Genomic DNA, 16,701 nt, shown 5'->3' with positions numbered 1-16,701 from the left:
AATCACCGAGGGAGACACGATGAGCATGGCCGTCCGGACTGATCCCCAGTCACAAGCCCCCCACGTGGCCGACAGCCACGACCTGATCCGTGTGCAGGGCGCGCGCGAGAACAACCTCAAGGACGTCAGCCTGGAGATCCCGAAACGCCGCCTGACGGTATTCACGGGCGTCTCCGGCTCGGGTAAAAGCTCCCTGGTGTTCGCCACCATTGCCGCGGAGTCGCAACGGATGATCAACGAGACCTACAGTGCCTTCGTGCAGGGCTTCATGCCGACACTGGCCCGGCCCGACGTCGACCTGCTGGAAGGTCTGACGACCGCGATCATCGTCGACCAGGAACGGATGGGGGCCAACCCCCGGTCCACCGTGGGCACCGCCACCGACGCCAACGCGATGCTGCGCATCCTCTTCAGCCGGCTGGGAACACCGCATATCGGGCCGCCCACGGCATTTTCCTTCAACGTCCCGACGCGGAAGGCCAGCGGGGTGATGAGCACCGAGAAGGGCGGCCGGGTCGAGAAGAGCGTGGTGCAGAACGCGGTCTACCTGGGCGGCATGTGTCCGCGCTGCGAGGGCATGGGCTCGGTCTCCGATTTCGATCTCACGGCACTTTACGATGACAGCAAGTCGCTCGGCGGGGGTGCCTTGACGGTCCCCGGCTACAGCATGGACGGGTGGTACGGCCGCATCTTCAGCGGTGCCGGTTTCGACATGGACAAGCCCATCGCGAAGTTCACCAAGAAAGAGCTGGACGCCCTTCTCTACAAGGAGCCGACCAAGATCAAGGTTGAAGGCATCAACCTCACCTACGAGGGCCTGATCCCGAAGATCCAGAAGTCCATGCTCTCCAAGGACGTTGAAGCGATGCAGCCCCACATCCGGGCCTTCGTGGAGCGCGCGATCACCTTCCAGGCCTGCCCGGAGTGCGACGGCACGCGGCTCAGCCCGGAGGCCAGGTCCTCGAAGATCCAAGGCATGAACATCGCCGACCTGTGCTCGATGCAGATCAGCGACCTGGCCGGCTGGGTCCGTGACCTCAAGGAGCCATCCGTCGCCCCGCTCCTCAAAGGCCTGCAGCACCTGCTGGACTCCTTTGCCGAAATCGGGCTGGGCTACCTCTCCCTGGACCGGCCGGCGGGCACGCTGTCCGGGGGAGAGGCGCAGCGGACCAAGATGATCCGGCACCTCGGCTCGTCCCTTACGGACATCACCTACGTCTTTGACGAGCCGACCATCGGGCTCCACCCGCATGACATTGAACGGATGAACCGGCTGCTTCTGCAGTTGCGCGACAAGGGCAACACCGTGCTGGTCGTGGAACACAAACCGGAAACCATCGATATCGCTGACCATGTTGTTGACCTCGGCCCCGGCGCAGGCACCGAGGGCGGCAGCGTCTGCTTCGAGGGAAACGTGGAGGGGCTGCGGGGGAGTGACACCATTACCGGCCGCCACCTCGACGACCGGGCGTCAGTTAAAGACACTGTGCGCACACCGTCCGGCACCCTCGACGTGCGTGGTGCCTCTACGCACAACCTCCGGGACGTGAACGTCGACGTTCCGCTCGGGGTGCTCTGCGTCATGACAGGAGTCGCAGGTTCAGGCAAGAGCTCCCTGATCCAGGGCTCGGTGGCCGGCCGCGATGGTGTTGTGGTGATCGACCAGGGCGCCATCAAGGGCTCGCGCCGCAGTAACCCGGCGACGTACACGGGTCTTCTGGAGCCCATCCGCAAAGCGTTCGCGAAGGCCAACGGGGTGAAGCCGGCGCTGTTCAGCTCAAACTCCGAGGGTGCATGCCCCACCTGCAACGGTGCCGGCGTCATCTTCACGGAATTGGGTGTCATGGCCACCGTCGAGTCTGTCTGCGAGGACTGCGAAGGCAGGAGGTTCCAGGCGTCGGTCCTGGAATTCGAACTGGGCGGCCGGAACATCGCTGAAGTGCTGGCAATGTCAATGACCGAAGCCGAGGCCTTCTTTGGAGAAGGCGAAGCGCGTACGCCGGCAGCCCACAAGATCCTCGACCGGCTCGTGGACGTTGGGCTCGGGTACCTGACGCTGGGCCAGCCGCTCACCACGCTGTCCGGCGGCGAGCGGCAGCGCGTCAAGCTGGCTACCCAGATGGCTGAGAAGGGCGACGTGTATGTCCTGGATGAACCCACCACCGGCCTCCATCTCGCCGACGTCCGGAACCTGCTCGGCCTGTTGGACAGGTTGGTGGATTCCGGCAAATCGGTAATCGTGATTGAACATCACCAGGCCGTGATGGCTCACGCCGACTGGATCATCGACCTTGGACCGGGCGCCGGGCACGACGGCGGCAGGATCGTCTTTGAGGGGACGCCGGCCCAGCTCGTCGCCGGACGCTCGACGCTTACCGGAGAACACCTAGCAGCCTACGTCGGCGGCTGACCGGAGAGGGTGATCAGGCTTGCAGGAAGGCGGGTCCTCCCGTCTTCCCGGCTTCTTCCCCAAAACGCCGATAATCTACATTATGTAAAGTAGTCAGGAATTTTGGCATCCCCCGCAGGATCAGGATCTGCGTGATCAGGATGTGCGTTCGTCGACTATCCGGTCTATTTCCTCGTCGTCAGGGCACGGTTGATCATCGATCGGACATGGCCCCGGTCCGAGCGCCCGCCCAAAGACTTCCACGCACATCGAGCACAGGATCTGCGGATCACGGGCGATCGTCATCTCCGGTTCCTCATAGCCGCACATTGCCCGCCGCCAGTCCAGATCCCGGCAACAGACAATGTGGACCACTTCGTCAGGGTCCTCGCTCCACCTGTACTTGACCTTCCATGCCGGAGCGCGGCGCGTTTCCGTCGCCCCGCCCTCGCCTGGCGTCAAAGGCCTTGCAGCATCGACCTTCGTTTCCGTCACCGCGGTCCGCCTCCGTTGACGTTGAGCAGGATTCTCTCCTGCTCTCAACCGATGCTCGCGGCCTCATCCAGGGTGTGCGGTTCAAAGTGTTCCAGCAACCCTTGCATGGCCGCATATCCTTGTGTGAAGACGTCCGAGGCGCGCCACACTTCAACCTGTTCGAGCGACTCCCACGGGCCCGTGCTGATAAACCTGTTGGGAACATCCCGGTCGTGCATCAGGATGGCTTTTGCCCCGGGGAAATCCTCTTGTGTCTTTCTGGCGAGGTCCCGCCAGGCCTGCACAAAATCATTCTCCCTGCCGGGCTTCACCAGCCAGATTCCGAGCGTGTAAACAGACATCGCGAATGCCTCCATTCAGGTGCCGGGGTAGGTATTCCCGATTATCGTCGGGCAGTCGCGGGCCGGGTAGGGCCGGATGGCATGTGGTCCACTCCCCTGTGCCGGGCCCGGGGCCGGGTTCGTTCAGGCCCCGTCGTAAGCGGCCTGAAGTTCGGCGATCTCAAGCTTCCGCATACCCAGCATCGCCTGCATGGCCCGCTGCGCACCGTCAGGATCAGGGCCTCCCAGCAGTTGCCCCAGGACGGACGGCACCACCTGCCACGACACTCCAAATCTGTCCTTGAGCCAGCCGCACTGGCTTTCGGTGCCACCTGCGGTCAGCGCCGACCAGTAGCGGTCCACTTCTTCCTGCGAGGAGCAGTCGATCACGAAGGAAACAGCTTCGTTGAACGTGAACGCCGGTCCCCCGTTGAGCGCAAGGAACTTCCGGCCCTCGATTTCGAACTCCACCGTCATGGCCTGGCCGGCGGGGCCCGGTCCGCCCTCGCCGTAACGCGCCACGTTGAGGATTCTGGAGCCGTCGAAGACCGAGACGTAAAAGTCGGCGGCTTCCTCGGCCTGGGTATCAAACCACAGGCAGGTGGTGATCTTTTGGGTCACAGTGTTCCCTCATCTCGCAGGCGGCGCCGGAACGGATTCCCGACGGCGACGCTTCAGTCGCGTTGCGAGCCTAGCCGGGCCCGGTTCCCGGCACAATGGCCCCGCCCGAGCCGGACCGCCCCCCCGTTATCATCGAGTATGTCCGTCGCCGACGCCCTCCTCCAGTTCGCCTTCGTCGCTGCCCTGCTGACCATAATTCCCGGGCTGGACACCGTCCTGGTGCTTCGCACGGCAATCAGCAACGGCCGCGCTCCTGCATTTGCAACGGCGGCGGGAATCTGCACGGGCACCGTTGTCTGGGGTGTGGCTGCCGCCCTCGGCGCGTCCGCATTGCTGGCTGCCTCGGAGGCCGCCTTCACGATGCTGAAGGTGGCCGGCGCCTGCTACATGGCGTGGCTGGGGGTCTCGATGGTCATCAGGACTTTCAGGAGCCGCCCGGCGTTGCCAGCGGCATCGCCGCAAGGCGGACCGGGCGCCAGGAGCGCCTGGCTGACGGGCGTTACCACCAGCCTGCTGAATCCGAAAGTGGGTGTCTTCTACATGGCCATGATCCCGCAGTTCCTGCCTCAGGATGTGCCGCCCCTGCTCATGGGCATACTGCTCCCTCTCGTCCATAACGTTGAGGGCATGCTCTGGTTCGCCGGCATCATTGTTGCCACGCAGTATGCCCGGCGCTGGCTGCAGTCCCCTGGGGCGGGCAAAGCCACCGACCGCATCGCCGGCGTCGTACTTGTCGCTTTTGCGGCGAAAATCGCCGGCAGCAAATCCTGATACTTCCACCGGAACTAGCCACTAGTGCGGCAGCTGGCTGACCAGTCCAACGGTGTTGCCCTCGCTGTCGCGGATGAAGGCCATCCACTCGTCCGTCCCTGCGGGGCCCAGACGGTCGTCTGGGTGGCTGAAGATCACATTGGGTTCGGCGACGATCTCCACTCCCCTGCTCCGGAGCCGGGCCACCAAGTCCCTGACGTCGGCGACCGCCAGGTACACCAGGGCCGACGGCGCTCCGGACTCGAGCAGTAGCCGGACGCCGTCAAGGTCAAAAAACAGCAGACCGGGCGGGTCGAACACGGCTCTGGGCTCCGCACCGAGCAGCGCGGCATAAAATTCCGCAGCCCGTGGGAGGTCGCTGGCATGCTGGGCGATCTGTACAAGTCTCATGCTGCCGTCCGGGATTAGCTGGCGGGTGACGCAATAAGGCGGCGGGGAACGGGTCCCCGGTCACAGTGTACGGCCGCCCCGGGCGCTCACGTCAGGTCGTAGCAGCGGGAAACCGGAACTACTGTTGGAGGTATGCCTTCCAGTACTGATCCAGCCCCCGTCCGCGTCCCCACCGCCAACAATGCGGTGCTGCTTGCCGCCCTTGCCGCCGTCGCCGATGCAATCCTGATCCTGGCATTTGCAGCCATTGGCCGGGACGCGCACCAGCGCGGGGACGTAATAACCGGGGTCCTCTCAACGGCCTGGCCGTTCCTGACCGGAGCTGCCATTGCGTGGCTTGCAGTGCGGGTGTGGCAGCGGCCATTGCGCATCTGGCCGGAGGGCGTGGCCGTATGGCTTGGCGCCGTGGCCCTGGGCATGGCGCTGCGGGCAGTGACCGGACAGACGGTGGTCCTGCCGTTCATCATTGTGGCCACGCTGAGCCTGGGCGTCTTCCTTGTGGGCTACCGTCTGATCGTGGCGGCTGCAGGCAGGCTGAAAGGGCGCCGGCAGCTCCGCTGACTTCACCCTGGATGTACTAGGCTGGCAGCACAGAGCATTGCCTGCCGTCCCCTTCAAGGGCGCACCCGATCCGAAAGGTCAAGAGTGATCACCGCATTCGTCCTGATCAAGACAGACGCCTCCCGAATTCCGGAGACGGCCGAGGAAATTTCGGCGATTCCGGGCATCAGCGAGGTCTACTCCGTGACCGGGGAATGGGATCTGATCGCCGTGGCGCGGGTGGCGAAGCACGACGACCTGGCGGACGTCATTGCGGACAAGCTGTCCAAGGTGCCGGCGGTGGTCCACACCACGACGCACATCGCGTTCCGCGCCTACTCCCAGCACGACCTCGATGCGGCTTTCGCACTGGGCTTCGAGCAGTAAGCCCGGCCCGTCCGGCTAACCCTGCGTAAGGGCGACCCACTTCTCCAGCACGGACGCCGCGGCACCGGAGTCAATAGACTCTTCGGCGCGCTTCAATGCGGCCGCCATCCGGTCAGTGAGCGAGCCCTCGGCGTCGACGTCGAAAGCCACCAGGCCTGCTGCTGCATTCAATAGGACGGCGTCACGTGCCGGGCCCGCCACGCCGCTCAAGACATCACGGACGACGGCGGCATTGGCTGTCGCATCGCCGCCGCGGAGCTCTTCCACAGTTGCAGGACGGATGCCCAGCACCTGGGGATCGAATGTCTGCTCCGTCACCTCCCCGTTCCGTATCTCCCACACTGTGGACGGGCCGGTGGTTGTCAGTTCGTCCAGTCCGTCACTCCCCCTGAAAACCAGCCCGCGGCTTCCGCGTTTAGCCAGAACCCCGGCAACCAGGGGGGCCATCCTTGCGTTGGCGACACCAACAGCGGAGGCCTGCACCCGCGCCGGATTGGTCAGCGGGCCGAGGAAGTTGAACGCTGTGGGAATGGCAAGCTCCCGGCGCGGCACGGCAGTATGCCGGAAGGAGGGGTGGAATACCTGGGCGAAGCAAAACGTGATGCCCGCCTCTTCGGCGTTGCGCGCAACGCGGTCGATGGGCAGGTCCAACCGTACGCCGAGCGCTTCCAGGACGTCCGCTGAACCGGACGACGACGACGACGCACGGTTGCCGTGCTTAACGACCTTTGCGCCCGCTCCCGCACAAACCAGGGCGGCCATGGTGGAAATGTTGATCGTGTTCAACTGGTCGCCGCCGGTGCCCACAATGTCCAGCTTCTCGCCGCCGATGTCGACGGGGTTCGCATGCGCCAGCATGGCCTCGACCAGCCCGGAAATCTCATCAACCGTCTCGCCTTTTGACCGCAGCGCCACCAGGAACCCGGCGATCTGCGATGGCGTGGCTTCCCCGGACATGATGGTGTCCATCGCCCATTCCGTGTTGTCGGCCGTAAGGTCCGCGCCGTTGATCAGTGCCGAAATGAGCCGGGGCCAGGTGTTGCCCGCCGCCTGTGCAGATGCCTGTGAAGTCACCTCCTGATGCTATCGAGGCACCTGCCCTGATGACCAATATGAACCGGCCCGGGAACTTTTCCGCGCGAATTCGCGTCTTTGTAGAAAAAGTCCGCCGAAAAGGCGGTTTGCGTTGGGCAGGAGGAACTTTTACAGACATAATGTCTATGTGACATCTGCGACCCATGCCCCCAGTACCCCGGCGCACCCGACGCTGAACCGCCCGAATATGGTTTCCGTAGGAACCGTTGTCTGGTTGTCCAGTGAGTTGATGTTCTTCGCCGGTCTCTTTGCCATGTACTTCACACTCCGTTCGACGTCCGGACAGATGTGGGCCGAAGAGACAGCCAAGCTCAACTTCCCCTTTGCGCTCGTAAACACGATCGTCCTCGTGGCAAGTTCATTCACTTGCCAGATGGGCGTCTTCGCCGCTGAGCGGCTCCAGCCGCGCCGCGCCGGCGGCCCCCTTGCCTTCACGCGTTGGGGGATGAACGAATGGTTCACCCTCACGTTCATCATGGGCGCCTTCTTCGTTGCCGGTCAGGCAACTGAATACGCAATGCTCGTCTCCGAGCATGTGTCGCTCTCGTCGAACGCGTATGGCTCGGCCTTCTACATGACCACGGGCTTCCACGGCCTGCACGTCATTGGCGGCCTCATCGCCTTCCTCTTCATCATCGGCCGTTCGTTCGCCGCCAAGAAGTTTGGTCACTTCGAGGCAACGTCCGCGATTGTCACCTCGTACTACTGGCACTTCGTCGACGTCGTGTGGATCGGCCTCTTCCTGGTCATCTACGTCCTCAGGTAGCCCCGACTTGACTCTTTTTCTACAAGAGGCAGAATTTCAAGAAGCGGCTCCCGGAGCCGACGCACGATCGAATAAAGGAACCACCACGTGAAGGCACTCTCGCAGAAGCGACGTCACCCACTGGCAGCCATTGCGCTGCTGCTGATGGGCCTCCTCCTCACTGGTGGGCTGTACGCCGTTGCCACCACCGTCAATGAGGCCAAGGCTTCCACCACCAGCTTCAGTGCAAACGACACTGAAGAGGGCGGAAAGCTCTTCGCCGCCAACTGCGCAACCTGCCACGGCATGGGTGCGAGCGGGACCAAGGACGGACCCTCACTTGTAGGCGTCGGTGCTGCCGCCGTTGACTTCCAGGTAGGCACCGGCCGCATGCCCATGCAGATGAACGGCCCGCAGGCTTACAAGAAGCCCGCACAGTTCAACGACGAACAGACCCACCAGCTGTCCGCTTACGTCGCTTCGCTCGGCCCCGGCCCGTCCATCCCTGAAGAGGGACTCCTGGACGCCAAGGGCAACGCCGCCGAGGGTGGCGAGCTCTTCCGGGTCAACTGCGCCATGTGCCACAACGCTGCAGCCGCCGGCGGCGCGCTCACCCGCGGTAAGTTCGCACCGGCCCTTGCCGATGTTTCCGAAAAGCACATCTACGAGGCCATGGTTACCGGACCGCAGAACATGCCGGTCTTCAACGACGCCAACGTCTCCCCCGAAGGCAAGCGCGACATCATCACCTTCCTGAAGCAGATCGAAGCCAACGGTTCACCCGGCGGAGCCGATCTCGGGGCCCTGGGCCCCGTCTCCGAAGGTCTGTTTGTCTGGATCGCCGGACTGGGCGTCATCATCGCCTTCACCATCTGGCTGACGTCCCGGACGTCCTAGCAACGTCCGTAACTGTAAGAACTCCTGCTGACAAGTCAGCAGTATGGAATTGAAAAACTAACCCGGCACATGCCGGGACGAGAGAAGGATGAGGCGAATTATGGGCAACCATAGTGACGGCAGTCCGAACCACTCGGGCACCGTAGCTACGGCTGGTCAGAATGAGGTGGAGAAGTTCCAGGATCCTGGAATTCCCCCGCATCGTTTGCGCCTGGCTGACACGGACCCGAAGGCCGCAAAGCGTGCAGAACGGCAGGTTGCCATTCTCTTCGGCAGCTCGGTCGTCGGCACCGTGATCTTCCTGGTGGCGTACTTCGCCATCGATCTTGGACCCGATTCCACGATCGCCACCATCCGGCTGCAGAATGCCCTGCTGGGCATCGGCACCGCCTTTGCCATGCTCGGCATCGGCACCGGCATTGTGCACTGGGCCAAAGCACTCATGCCGGACCACGAAGTCTCCGAAGAGCGCCATGCCATCCGCACCGAAGAGGACCGCCAGGCGGCTGTCCGCATCGTTGACGACATTGTCGAAGAAACGGGCATCAAGCGCCGGCCGCTGATCCGCAACACCCTTCTCGGCGCCGTGGCTTTGGCTCCGCTCCCTGCACTGGCCGTCTTCGGTGACCTCGGTCCCCGTCCGGACGACAAGCTGGCACACACCATGTGGGCCCCGCAGGAGGGCAAGCTCAAGCGCCTCACCAGGGACCCGGATGGCACGCCCATCAAGGCTTCGGACGTCACCATCGGATCCGCCTTCCACGTGATTCCCGAAGGCCTGAACGAACTGCATGAAGGCAAGCTGAACGAAAAAGCCAAGGCTGTCGTCCTGCTCATGCGCCTGAATCCCGAGTCCCTCAAGCCCTCAGCGGGCCGCGAGGACTGGAGCTATAACGGCATTGTTGCCTACTCGAAGATCTGCACCCATGTTGGTTGCCCTGTTGCCCTGTACGAGCAGCAGACCCACCACCTGCTGTGCCCGTGCCACCAGTCGACCTTTGACCTGACCCAGGAATGCAAGGTTATCTTTGGCCCGGCCAGCCGGCCTCTCCCCCAGCTGCCCATCGCAGTTGACGCCGAGGGCTACCTGGTCGCTACGAGCGACTTCAAAGAACCCGTAGGACCGAGTTACTGGGAGCGTGATGAGCATGAGCGCAACATCAACAGCTAATGCCCCCGCCTTCGTCGCCAAAACCAAGGGCGGCCGCATTACCGACTTTGTTGACCAGCGCGTTGGCGGATCTGGAATTCTCCGCGAATTCGGCCGGAAGGTCTTCCCGGACCACTGGTCGTTCATGTTCGGCGAAGTTGCACTGTACTCCTTCGTCATCCTGCTGCTCTCCGGCACCTTCCTGACATTCTTCTTCGATCCGTCCATGGCGGAGACGCACTACGACGGCTCGTACACGCCGCTGAAGAACGTCGAAATGTCCGTCGCATACAGCTCATCGCTGGATATCTCCTTTGATGTCCGCGGTGGCCTGTTCATGCGCCAGGTGCACCACTGGGCCGCTCTGCTGTTCGTGGCTTCCGTCTCCGTGCACATGCTCCGCGTATTCTTCACCGGCGCGTTCCGCAAGCCCCGCGAACTGAACTGGGTGGTGGGCGGCGTCCTGCTCATCCTCTCGATGGCAGCCGGCTTCACCGGCTACTCGCTCCCCGACGACCTGCTCTCCGGCAACGGCCTGCGGATCATCGACGGCGTCATCAAGTCGATCCCGGTCATCGGTACCTACATCTCGTTCTTCCTCTTCGGCGGCGAGTTCCCAGGCACGGTCATCATCAGCCGGCTCTACATGCTGCACATCCTCCTGGTACCGGCACTGATCCTGCTGATGATCGTGATCCACCTGTTCATGGTGGTAGTTCACAAGCACACCCAGTACCCCGGTCCGGGACGCAACGACGGCAACGTCGTCGGTTACCCCCTTGGTCCGGTCTACGCGGCCAAGGCCGGTGGCTTCTTCTTCATCGTGTTCGGTGTTATCGCCCTCATGGCGGCGTTCTTCACCATCAACCCGATTTGGAACTACGGTCCTTACGACCCCTCCCCGGTTTCCGCAGGCACGCAGCCTGACTGGTACATCGGCTGGGTTGACGGCGCCCTGCGCCTCATGCCCGGTGTCATCGGCGACTTCCACTTCGAGTACGTCATCTTCGGCCAGGTCCTGACACTGAACGTGCTGCTGCCGGCCCTGGTACCTGCCGGCCTCGTCTTCACCGTGCTGTTCATGTACCCGTGGATCGAACGCTGGATCACCAAGGACGACCGCGAGCACCACGTCCTGGACCGCCCGCGCAACGCTCCCACCCGGACAGCGATCGGCATGGCCGGCTTCACGTTCTACTGCGTAATGTGGGCCGCTGCCAGCTCGGACCTCATTGCAACGCACTTCCACGTCGCTCTGAACGATGTCACCTACTGGCTGCGCGCACTGTTCTTCATCGGCCCCGTCATCGCGTTCATCGTGACCAAGCGCGTCGCCCTGGCGCTTCAGCGCAAGGACCGCGAAATCGCCCTGCACGGCCGTGAAACCGGCCGAATCGTCCGGCTGCCGCATGGTGAGTTCATTGAGGTCCACGCGCCGCTGGACGACTACAAGCGCTACAAGCTGGTGGGCTTCGAGTCACCGGTGCCGCTGCCCGCCGTTCCGAACGAGCACGGCGTCGTAACCCGCAAGGAGAAGCGCCGTGCGGCGCTCTCGCGCTGGTTCTTCGAGGACAGGGTTGCACCTGCCTCGCCGGCTGAGCTCGAGGCTGCCCACGGGCACCACGGCCAGCACGAAGCGGTCGAGTCGGCCGAGGGACAGAAGACCCTCAGCCACTAGCTGATGTCTTGACAGCACCACTGAAGAGGCCCGGTCCGAATGGACCGGGCCTCTTCTGCATCCCTATGGATTCCGGTAGCCGGAGGCGTAGTTGCGCGTAGGACGTACGCCGGGACGCTGCAGCGGCACCCACAGCTTGTAGCGGTCTGCCCGGTAGTAGGACACGGAGTAGTCCACCATGGAGCGGGCAACGAAGGCGTGCCTTTGGATCTTTAGCAGCGGGGAGCCGACCTCTACATTGAGCAGCCTGGCCGTCGACGGCGACGCTGCCGTGGCCTCGATCATGTCCTCGCCCCACTCCATGACCAGGCCAAACCGTTCACTCAGGACGTTGTACAGCGAGGTGGGTGGTTCGCCGTCCAGCAGGCCCGGCACGCGATGGGCCGGAATGAAATTCTCGTCCACGCTCATGGGCTCGTTGTCGGCCAGCAGGAGGCGCCTGAAGCGCACCAGCGGTGTTCCCTCGTCCAGTTGGAGTTCCCGGGCCAGGAACGCACTCGCGCCGATCTGTTCAAAGCTCAGCACCTTGGCGGCAGGGACCATGCCACGGCGCTGCATTTCCTCACTGTACGACGTCAGTTTGACCTGCAGGTCGAGTTTTGGCTTCCGAACGAAGGTTCCGAGACCCACAACCCGTTCGATAACCTCCTCGCCCACCAGCGCGTCGATGGCCTGGCGGACCGTCATACGGGCCAGCCCGAACCTTTCGGCGAGGTCACGCTCCGAGGGCAGCGACGAGCCGGGCGGGCAGGAAGCCGCAATGTGTGCGCGCAGGAGTTCCCGCAGCTGGACGTAGATGGGCGTCCCGCTTCCACGGTCGATCTCCCCTACCATCCTGCTTGCGTCAGAGGCCGCCATAACCGCAATCCAGATCTACATTCATGTTTTAAGGGTAGAGCAACAAGAGGGCAGGTCTAGACCACCCCGGGTGCGGTTTCAGCCTCCTGATGAACCGGCACTACGCTTGTTCAGGAATGCAGTCGTGGCGGCCAAGATCCGTCGGAACAAAGGAGTCCTGTTGCCAGTGCGCAAGGCAATCGTTCAATCACCCATAGGCCTGCACGCGCGGCCGGCGGCTGTCTTCGTGCGCGCTGTCACGGAATCAGGGTTGCCGGTCAGAATCGGGAAGAAGGGAATCGTGCCGGTCGATGCACGGTCTCTGCTCGAAGTCATGACTGCCGATTTTCCCTGCGGCTGCGAAGTGGAACTCTCAGTTGACCCGCAGGCGCTTCCCGCCCGCTACAGCCTTGAAACCGCCGAAGCGGCACTGGAAGGCCTGACGCTGCTCTTGGAGGCAGGAGCGGCCGCCTGAGGGCATCCAGGCGGCTTCAACCGGACCTGCAGGTACCGTCCGCGCGTACGTGATCAGTTTTATGGTGATGCGATGACAACAACGGCGGGCCCCACCGAATGGTGGGGCCCGCCGTTGTTGTCATCAGTGCTTAGGCGCTAGTGCGCGTGGTCACCGCGGCTGTATTCGTAGACCCAGCCGACGAGGGCGATAACGGCCAGGCCGGCGGCGATGAACGTGACCCAGAACCCAACGGCCAGGCCGAGGAATCCGCCTGCGCAGGACAGGCCCAGGACCAGCGGCCACCAGCTCCAAGGGCTGAAGTGGCCCTGCTCGCCTGAACCTTCGTGGATCTCGGCGTCGTTGCGGTCCTCAGGACGCATGCCCACGCGCTTGCCGGTAAATCCAAGGTATGCGCCGATCATGCCGGCAAGGCCGCCAACGAGGAGGATACCGAGGATGCCGACCCACTCAGACCAGTTGGTCAGGAATCCGTAAACCAGGGAGACCGGTACGAAGAAGAAGACTCCGGCTCCAAAAATCCATGATTCGATCTTCACTTGGCGGTGTCCTTCTGATCTGCGTTCCCCAGCACGGCTGCTGCCGGTGCCGGTGACTCAACGGTGTGCGACTGTGCGAGCTCCGGGTGGTGGAGGTCCAGTGCCGGACGCTCCGAACGGATGCGGGGCAGCGACGTGAAGTTGTGGCGCGGCGGCGGGCACGAAGTCGCCCACTCGAGCGAAGCACCGAAGCCCCAGGGATCGTCCACTTCAACCTTTTCGTTACTGCGCCAGGTGATGTACACGTTCCAGAAGAACGGGATCAGCGAAGCGCCCAGCACGAACGAGGAGATCGTGGAGAACTGGTTCATCCAGGTGAAGTTGTCCTGCGGCATGTAGTCCGCGTAGCGGCGGGGCATGCCCTCGACACCCAGCCAGTGCTGAATCAGGAAGGTTCCGTGGAACCCGAGGAACAGGAGCCAGAAGTGGATCTTGCCCAGACGCTCGTTGAGCATCTTGCCGGTCCACTTCGGCCACCAGAAGTAGAAGCCGGCGAACATTGCGAACACCACGGTGCCAAACACCACGTAGTGGAAGTGGGCAACCACGAAGTAGGAATCCGAGACGTGGAAGTCAAGCGGCGGCGAAGCGAGGATGATGCCCGTCAAACCACCGAACAGGAAGGTTGCCAGGAACCCGATGCTCCAGAGCATCGGTGTTTCGAAGGTGATGGAACCCCGCCACATGGTGCCGATCCAGTTGAAGAACTTCACGCCGGTAGGCACGGCGATCAGCATCGTCATGAAGGAGAAGAACGGCAGGAGGACCGAGCCGGTGACGTACATGTGGTGTGCCCACACGGTCACGGACAGAGCCGCGATGGCAATGGTTGCGTAGACGAGGCCCTTGTAGCCGAAGATCGGCTTGCGGCTGAAGACCGGGAAGATCTCGGAGACGATGCCGAAGAACGGCAGCGCGATGATGTACACCTCGGGGTGGCCGAAGAACCAGAACAGGTGCTGCCAGAGGACGGCACCGCCGTTCTCGGGATCGAAGATGTGCGCTCCGAAGCGGCGGTCGGCGCCGAGGGCGAACAGGGCAGCAGCGAGCGGCGGGAAGGCCATCAGGACCAGGATGGCCGTAACCAGCGTGTTCCAGGTGAAAATCGGCATACGCCACATGGTCATGCCCGGAGCGCGCATGCAGATGATGGTGGTGATGAAGTTGACCGCACCGAGGATGGTGCCGAAGCCGGAGAGCGCGAGGCCGAAGACCCAGAGGTCACCGCCGACGCCGGGGCTGAAGGTGGTGTTGGACAGCGGCGCGTACGCGAACCAGCCAAACGAAGCGGCACCCTGCGGGGTGATAAAGCCGGAGACGGCAATCGTGGAGCCGAAGAGGAAGAACCAGAAGGCCAGTGCGTTCAGTCGCGGGAAGGCGACGTCCGGTGCACCGATCTGCAGGGGCATGATCACGTTGGCGAAGCCTGCGAACAACGGGGTTGCAAACATCAGGAGCATGACCGTGCCGTGCATGGTGAACAGCTGGTTGTACTGCTCTTTGGTCTGCAGGATCTGCATGCCGGGCTCGAACAGCTCGGCGCGGATCAGCAGCGCCATGACGCCGCCGAAGCAGAAGAACACGAAGGACGCGATCAGGTACATGTACCCGATGGTCTTGTGGTCGGTCGAAGTGATCCAGTTGACGACGATGCGTCCCTTGGACCTCGGGACAACGGGCGCCCCGAGGGCCCCGGCAGGTGCGGATTGAGTGTACGTAGCCACGTCGCTCCCCTTACTTAATTTCGTTCAGGTTCGGGTTGCGGTCGTACTCTTCGCCGAGCAGGCCGGTGTTGCCGTCCTGACGCAGCTGGTCCATGTGCGCCTGGAACTCCGTTTCGGAGACAACTTTCACGCGGAACAGCATTTCGGAGTGGTATTCGCCGCAGAGTTCGGCACATTTGCCGTCGTAGGTGCCCTCTTTGGTGGGGGTAAACCTGATGTAGTTCGTCTTGCCGGGGATCATGTCGCGCTTCTGCAGGAAGGCGGGGACCCAGAAAGAGTGGATAACGTCGCGGGAGTTCAGCTCCAGGTCAACAGACTTGTTGACGGGGAGGTACAGAGTGGGCAGCTTTTCCTTGTCCACTTCAGCACCGGTGAGGTGCGCCTGGACGCCTGCTTCGTGGACGTCCTCGGAGATGACTTCGCCCTGCTTGTAGTTGAAGTCCCATGCCCACTGCTTGCCGCGGACGTCCACAACGACGTCGGCCGGCTCGGAGCGGTTGTCAATGGCCTGCTGGTCCCGGTCGGTGAAGTAGAAGAACACCAGCACCATGAACAGCGGGATGGTCAGGTAGAAGACCTCGAGGGGAAGGTTGAAGCTGGTCTGCCGGGGGAACCCGACGGTGCCTTTGCGGCGGCGGTAGGCCACGATGCACCAGACCATCAGTCCCCAGGTAATGATGCCGACGACCAATGCGGCTATCCATGAGTTGACCCAGAGGTCCATGATGCGGTCAGTGTGATTGGTGGTGCCACGCTCGGTGGGCAACCAGCCTCTCTGTACCTCTGGTGAACATCCAGTCAAAGCCAACGCGCCGGCTAGTGCCAAGCCAGTGATCGTAGTGATCTGTTTGCGTCGGCTGCCGGTTCGGTTCTGCGAACTCACAGACGGCCCTTCCTACTTGTTGCTGTTGCCCAGGCCGTAGATGGCTCCCCGGGCACACTAAAAGTTTTACTACTCGATGTAGAGCTTACCGCTCCCCGGGGGTTTTCGCTCACATGTCGGCACCGTGCGTCGGCACCGGTTTTCACCGGTGCCGAAAGCAAGCTGTCATGGGGCAAAAAGAGCCAGGTTAGTGGAAAGAATCTCCGCAGGCGCAGGATCCGCCGGCGTTGGGGTTGTCAATGGTGAAGCCCTGCTTCGAGATGGTGTCTTCGAAATCGATGCTGGCGCCGCTGAGGTACGGGACGCTCATCTTGTCCACAACGACCTCGACGCCGTCGTAGTCACGTACGGCATCTCCGTCGAGCAGCCGCTCATCGAAGTAGAGCTGGTAGATCAGCCCGGAGCAACCGCCCGGCTGGACAGCAACGCGCAGGCGAAGGTCGGTGCGGCCTTCCTGTTCCAGCAGGCTGCGGACCTTGCCCGCGGCGACGTCGGTCAGCTTGACCTCGTGCGTGGGGAGCTCTTCGCTGGCGGTGCCGGTGGCTGCGGCGCTGTTTTCATTGGTTGTAGTGCTCATTGGCCTACCTTCTTACGACGGTGGTGGCGACTCGGCTTGCGCGTTGCCCGCCCCTACGGAAACGGTATGGGCTATAGCTACATGCTACGTCGATCCTGCGTGTAGCTCTAACTCCTGACGTAACCGTGGCCATACCCTGAATGTTCCCTGACGGCTTCCCAATCGGACCCGCCAGGGAACCCCCTCGC

At 62.9% G+C, this 16,701-nt stretch carries 19 protein-coding genes; 9 read left to right on the top strand and 10 right to left on the bottom strand.

Annotated features, from left to right (window positions below; all coding sequences use genetic code 11):
* Positions 1–19: 19 nt before the first annotated feature.
* The gene (locus ACFVWT_RS06990; RefSeq protein WP_390246432.1) at positions 20–2,410 is read left to right on the top strand and encodes an ATP-binding cassette domain-containing protein; all 2,391 of its coding nucleotides are present in this window, start codon (positions 20–22) and stop codon (positions 2,408–2,410) included.
* 135 nt (positions 2,411–2,545) lie between these two features.
* On the opposite strand, the gene ACFVWT_RS06985 is transcribed toward ACFVWT_RS06990, so the two are convergent.
* From ACFVWT_RS06985 to ACFVWT_RS06975, 3 genes are all read right to left on the bottom strand, one after another.
* Positions 2,546–2,884, bottom strand: a complete 339-nt coding sequence (locus ACFVWT_RS06985) for a hypothetical protein (protein WP_390246430.1) — start codon at positions 2,882–2,884, stop codon at positions 2,546–2,548.
* Positions 2,885–2,928: 44 nt separating this feature from the next.
* Positions 2,929–3,240 (bottom strand): antibiotic biosynthesis monooxygenase family protein, encoded by a 312-nt coding sequence (locus ACFVWT_RS06980; RefSeq protein ID WP_390246428.1) that lies wholly within the window; start codon positions 3,238–3,240, stop codon positions 2,929–2,931.
* Positions 3,241–3,348: 108 nt separating this feature from the next.
* A complete protein-coding gene (locus ACFVWT_RS06975; protein ID WP_390246426.1) occupies positions 3,349–3,825 on the bottom strand; it encodes a VOC family protein in 477 nt (158 codons plus the stop codon).
* Positions 3,826–3,963: 138 nt separating this feature from the next.
* On the opposite strand from ACFVWT_RS06975, the gene ACFVWT_RS06970 reads away from it, so the two are divergent.
* Positions 3,964–4,596, top strand: coding sequence for a LysE family translocator (locus ACFVWT_RS06970; RefSeq protein ID WP_390246424.1), 633 nt, complete (start codon positions 3,964–3,966; stop codon positions 4,594–4,596).
* Between the two features lie 21 nt (positions 4,597–4,617).
* On the opposite strand, the gene ACFVWT_RS06965 is transcribed toward ACFVWT_RS06970, so the two are convergent.
* Positions 4,618–4,986, bottom strand: coding sequence for a VOC family protein (locus ACFVWT_RS06965; protein WP_390246422.1), 369 nt, complete (start codon positions 4,984–4,986; stop codon positions 4,618–4,620).
* A 132-nt stretch (positions 4,987–5,118) separates the two neighbouring features.
* Between ACFVWT_RS06965 and ACFVWT_RS06960 the strand changes: the two genes are divergently transcribed.
* Positions 5,119–5,547 carry a DUF3054 domain-containing protein gene (locus ACFVWT_RS06960; protein WP_390246420.1) on the top strand — a complete coding sequence of 143 codons (429 nt, stop codon included), beginning with the start codon at positions 5,119–5,121 and terminating at the stop codon, positions 5,545–5,547.
* A gap of 84 nt (positions 5,548–5,631) precedes the next feature.
* Complete coding sequence (locus ACFVWT_RS06955) at positions 5,632–5,913, top strand: Lrp/AsnC family transcriptional regulator (RefSeq protein ID WP_011692051.1); 282 nt, start codon at positions 5,632–5,634, stop codon at positions 5,911–5,913.
* A 15-nt stretch (positions 5,914–5,928) separates the two neighbouring features.
* Here ACFVWT_RS06955 and trpD read toward each other — a convergent pair whose 3' ends face one another.
* Positions 5,929–6,987, bottom strand: coding sequence for an anthranilate phosphoribosyltransferase (trpD, locus tag ACFVWT_RS06950; RefSeq protein WP_390246418.1), 1,059 nt, complete (start codon positions 6,985–6,987; stop codon positions 5,929–5,931).
* Between the two features lie 112 nt (positions 6,988–7,099).
* Here trpD and ACFVWT_RS06945 point away from each other — a divergent pair, with 112 nt between their 5' ends.
* The 4 genes from ACFVWT_RS06945 to ACFVWT_RS06930 all read left to right on the top strand — a co-directional run bounded on the left by ACFVWT_RS06945 (position 7,100) and on the right by ACFVWT_RS06930 (position 11,478).
* Complete coding sequence (locus ACFVWT_RS06945) at positions 7,100–7,774, top strand: heme-copper oxidase subunit III (RefSeq protein ID WP_231510979.1); 675 nt, start codon at positions 7,100–7,102, stop codon at positions 7,772–7,774.
* Positions 7,775–7,861: 87 nt separating this feature from the next.
* The gene (locus ACFVWT_RS06940) at positions 7,862–8,650 is read left to right on the top strand and encodes a c-type cytochrome (protein WP_390246416.1); all 789 of its coding nucleotides are present in this window, start codon (positions 7,862–7,864) and stop codon (positions 8,648–8,650) included.
* A gap of 100 nt (positions 8,651–8,750) precedes the next feature.
* On the top strand, positions 8,751–9,821 hold the full coding sequence (locus ACFVWT_RS06935) for a ubiquinol-cytochrome c reductase iron-sulfur subunit (protein ID WP_043481691.1): 1,071 nt from the start codon (positions 8,751–8,753) through the stop codon (positions 9,819–9,821).
* Positions 9,799–11,478 (top strand): cytochrome bc complex cytochrome b subunit, encoded by a 1,680-nt coding sequence (locus ACFVWT_RS06930; RefSeq protein WP_390246414.1) that lies wholly within the window; start codon positions 9,799–9,801, stop codon positions 11,476–11,478. The genes ACFVWT_RS06935 and ACFVWT_RS06930 overlap by 23 nt, the downstream gene beginning before the upstream one ends.
* 63 nt (positions 11,479–11,541) lie before the next feature.
* Here the strand turns inward: ACFVWT_RS06930 and ACFVWT_RS06925 are convergent, their stop codons facing one another.
* Positions 11,542–12,336, bottom strand: a complete 795-nt coding sequence (locus ACFVWT_RS06925) for a GntR family transcriptional regulator (protein WP_390246412.1) — start codon at positions 12,334–12,336, stop codon at positions 11,542–11,544.
* On the opposite strand from ACFVWT_RS06925, the gene ACFVWT_RS06920 reads away from it, so the two are divergent.
* Positions 12,275–12,790 (top strand): HPr family phosphocarrier protein, encoded by a 516-nt coding sequence (locus ACFVWT_RS06920; protein ID WP_390246410.1) that lies wholly within the window; start codon positions 12,275–12,277, stop codon positions 12,788–12,790. The genes ACFVWT_RS06925 and ACFVWT_RS06920 overlap by 62 nt on opposite strands.
* A gap of 137 nt (positions 12,791–12,927) precedes the next feature.
* Here ACFVWT_RS06920 and ACFVWT_RS06915 read toward each other — a convergent pair whose 3' ends face one another.
* The 4 genes from ACFVWT_RS06915 to ACFVWT_RS06900 all read right to left on the bottom strand — a co-directional run bounded on the left by ACFVWT_RS06915 (position 12,928) and on the right by ACFVWT_RS06900 (position 16,513).
* Positions 12,928–13,329, bottom strand: coding sequence for a cytochrome c oxidase subunit 4 (locus ACFVWT_RS06915; protein ID WP_390246408.1), 402 nt, complete (start codon positions 13,327–13,329; stop codon positions 12,928–12,930).
* Positions 13,326–15,053, bottom strand: a complete 1,728-nt coding sequence (gene ctaD / locus ACFVWT_RS06910; RefSeq protein WP_390246406.1) for a cytochrome c oxidase subunit I — start codon at positions 15,051–15,053, stop codon at positions 13,326–13,328. The genes ACFVWT_RS06915 and ctaD overlap by 4 nt, the downstream gene beginning before the upstream one ends.
* A gap of 10 nt (positions 15,054–15,063) precedes the next feature.
* The gene (coxB, locus tag ACFVWT_RS06905) at positions 15,064–15,936 is read right to left on the bottom strand and encodes a cytochrome c oxidase subunit II (RefSeq protein ID WP_390246404.1); all 873 of its coding nucleotides are present in this window, start codon (positions 15,934–15,936) and stop codon (positions 15,064–15,066) included.
* Between the two features lie 187 nt (positions 15,937–16,123).
* Positions 16,124–16,513, bottom strand: a complete 390-nt coding sequence (locus ACFVWT_RS06900; protein WP_011692062.1) for an iron-sulfur cluster assembly accessory protein — start codon at positions 16,511–16,513, stop codon at positions 16,124–16,126.
* Positions 16,514–16,701: the final 188 nt, after the last annotated feature.

This window comes from Arthrobacter sp. NPDC058288, assembly GCF_042880995.1.
Classification (GTDB): Bacteria; Actinomycetota; Actinomycetes; order Actinomycetales; family Micrococcaceae; genus Arthrobacter.
Note: the sequence above shows the minus strand (reverse complement) of the source record. Positions and strands in the feature narration are given on the sequence as shown.

Excerpts from the sequence above, each read along its gene's own strand:
- ACFVWT_RS06990 (WP_390246432.1), top strand. The coding sequence starts at position 20 with ATGAGCATGGCCGTCCGGACTGATCCCCAGTCACAAGCCCCCCACGTG.
- ACFVWT_RS06980 (WP_390246428.1), bottom strand. The coding sequence starts at position 3,240 with ATGGAGGCATTCGCGATGTCTGTTTACACGCTCGGAATCTGGCTGGTG.
- ACFVWT_RS06970 (WP_390246424.1), top strand. The coding sequence starts at position 3,964 with ATGTCCGTCGCCGACGCCCTCCTCCAGTTCGCCTTCGTCGCTGCCCTG.
- ACFVWT_RS06965 (WP_390246422.1), bottom strand. The coding sequence starts at position 4,986 with ATGAGACTTGTACAGATCGCCCAGCATGCCAGCGACCTCCCACGGGCT.
- ACFVWT_RS06960 (WP_390246420.1), top strand. The coding sequence starts at position 5,119 with ATGCCTTCCAGTACTGATCCAGCCCCCGTCCGCGTCCCCACCGCCAAC.
- ACFVWT_RS06935 (WP_043481691.1), top strand. The coding sequence starts at position 8,751 with ATGGGCAACCATAGTGACGGCAGTCCGAACCACTCGGGCACCGTAGCT.
- ACFVWT_RS06930 (WP_390246414.1), top strand. The coding sequence starts at position 9,799 with ATGAGCGCAACATCAACAGCTAATGCCCCCGCCTTCGTCGCCAAAACC.
- ACFVWT_RS06920 (WP_390246410.1), top strand. The coding sequence starts at position 12,275 with ATGGGCGTCCCGCTTCCACGGTCGATCTCCCCTACCATCCTGCTTGCG.
- ACFVWT_RS06925 (WP_390246412.1), bottom strand. The coding sequence starts at position 12,336 with ATGGCGGCCTCTGACGCAAGCAGGATGGTAGGGGAGATCGACCGTGGA.
- ACFVWT_RS06900 (WP_011692062.1), bottom strand. The coding sequence starts at position 16,513 with ATGAGCACTACAACCAATGAAAACAGCGCCGCAGCCACCGGCACCGCC.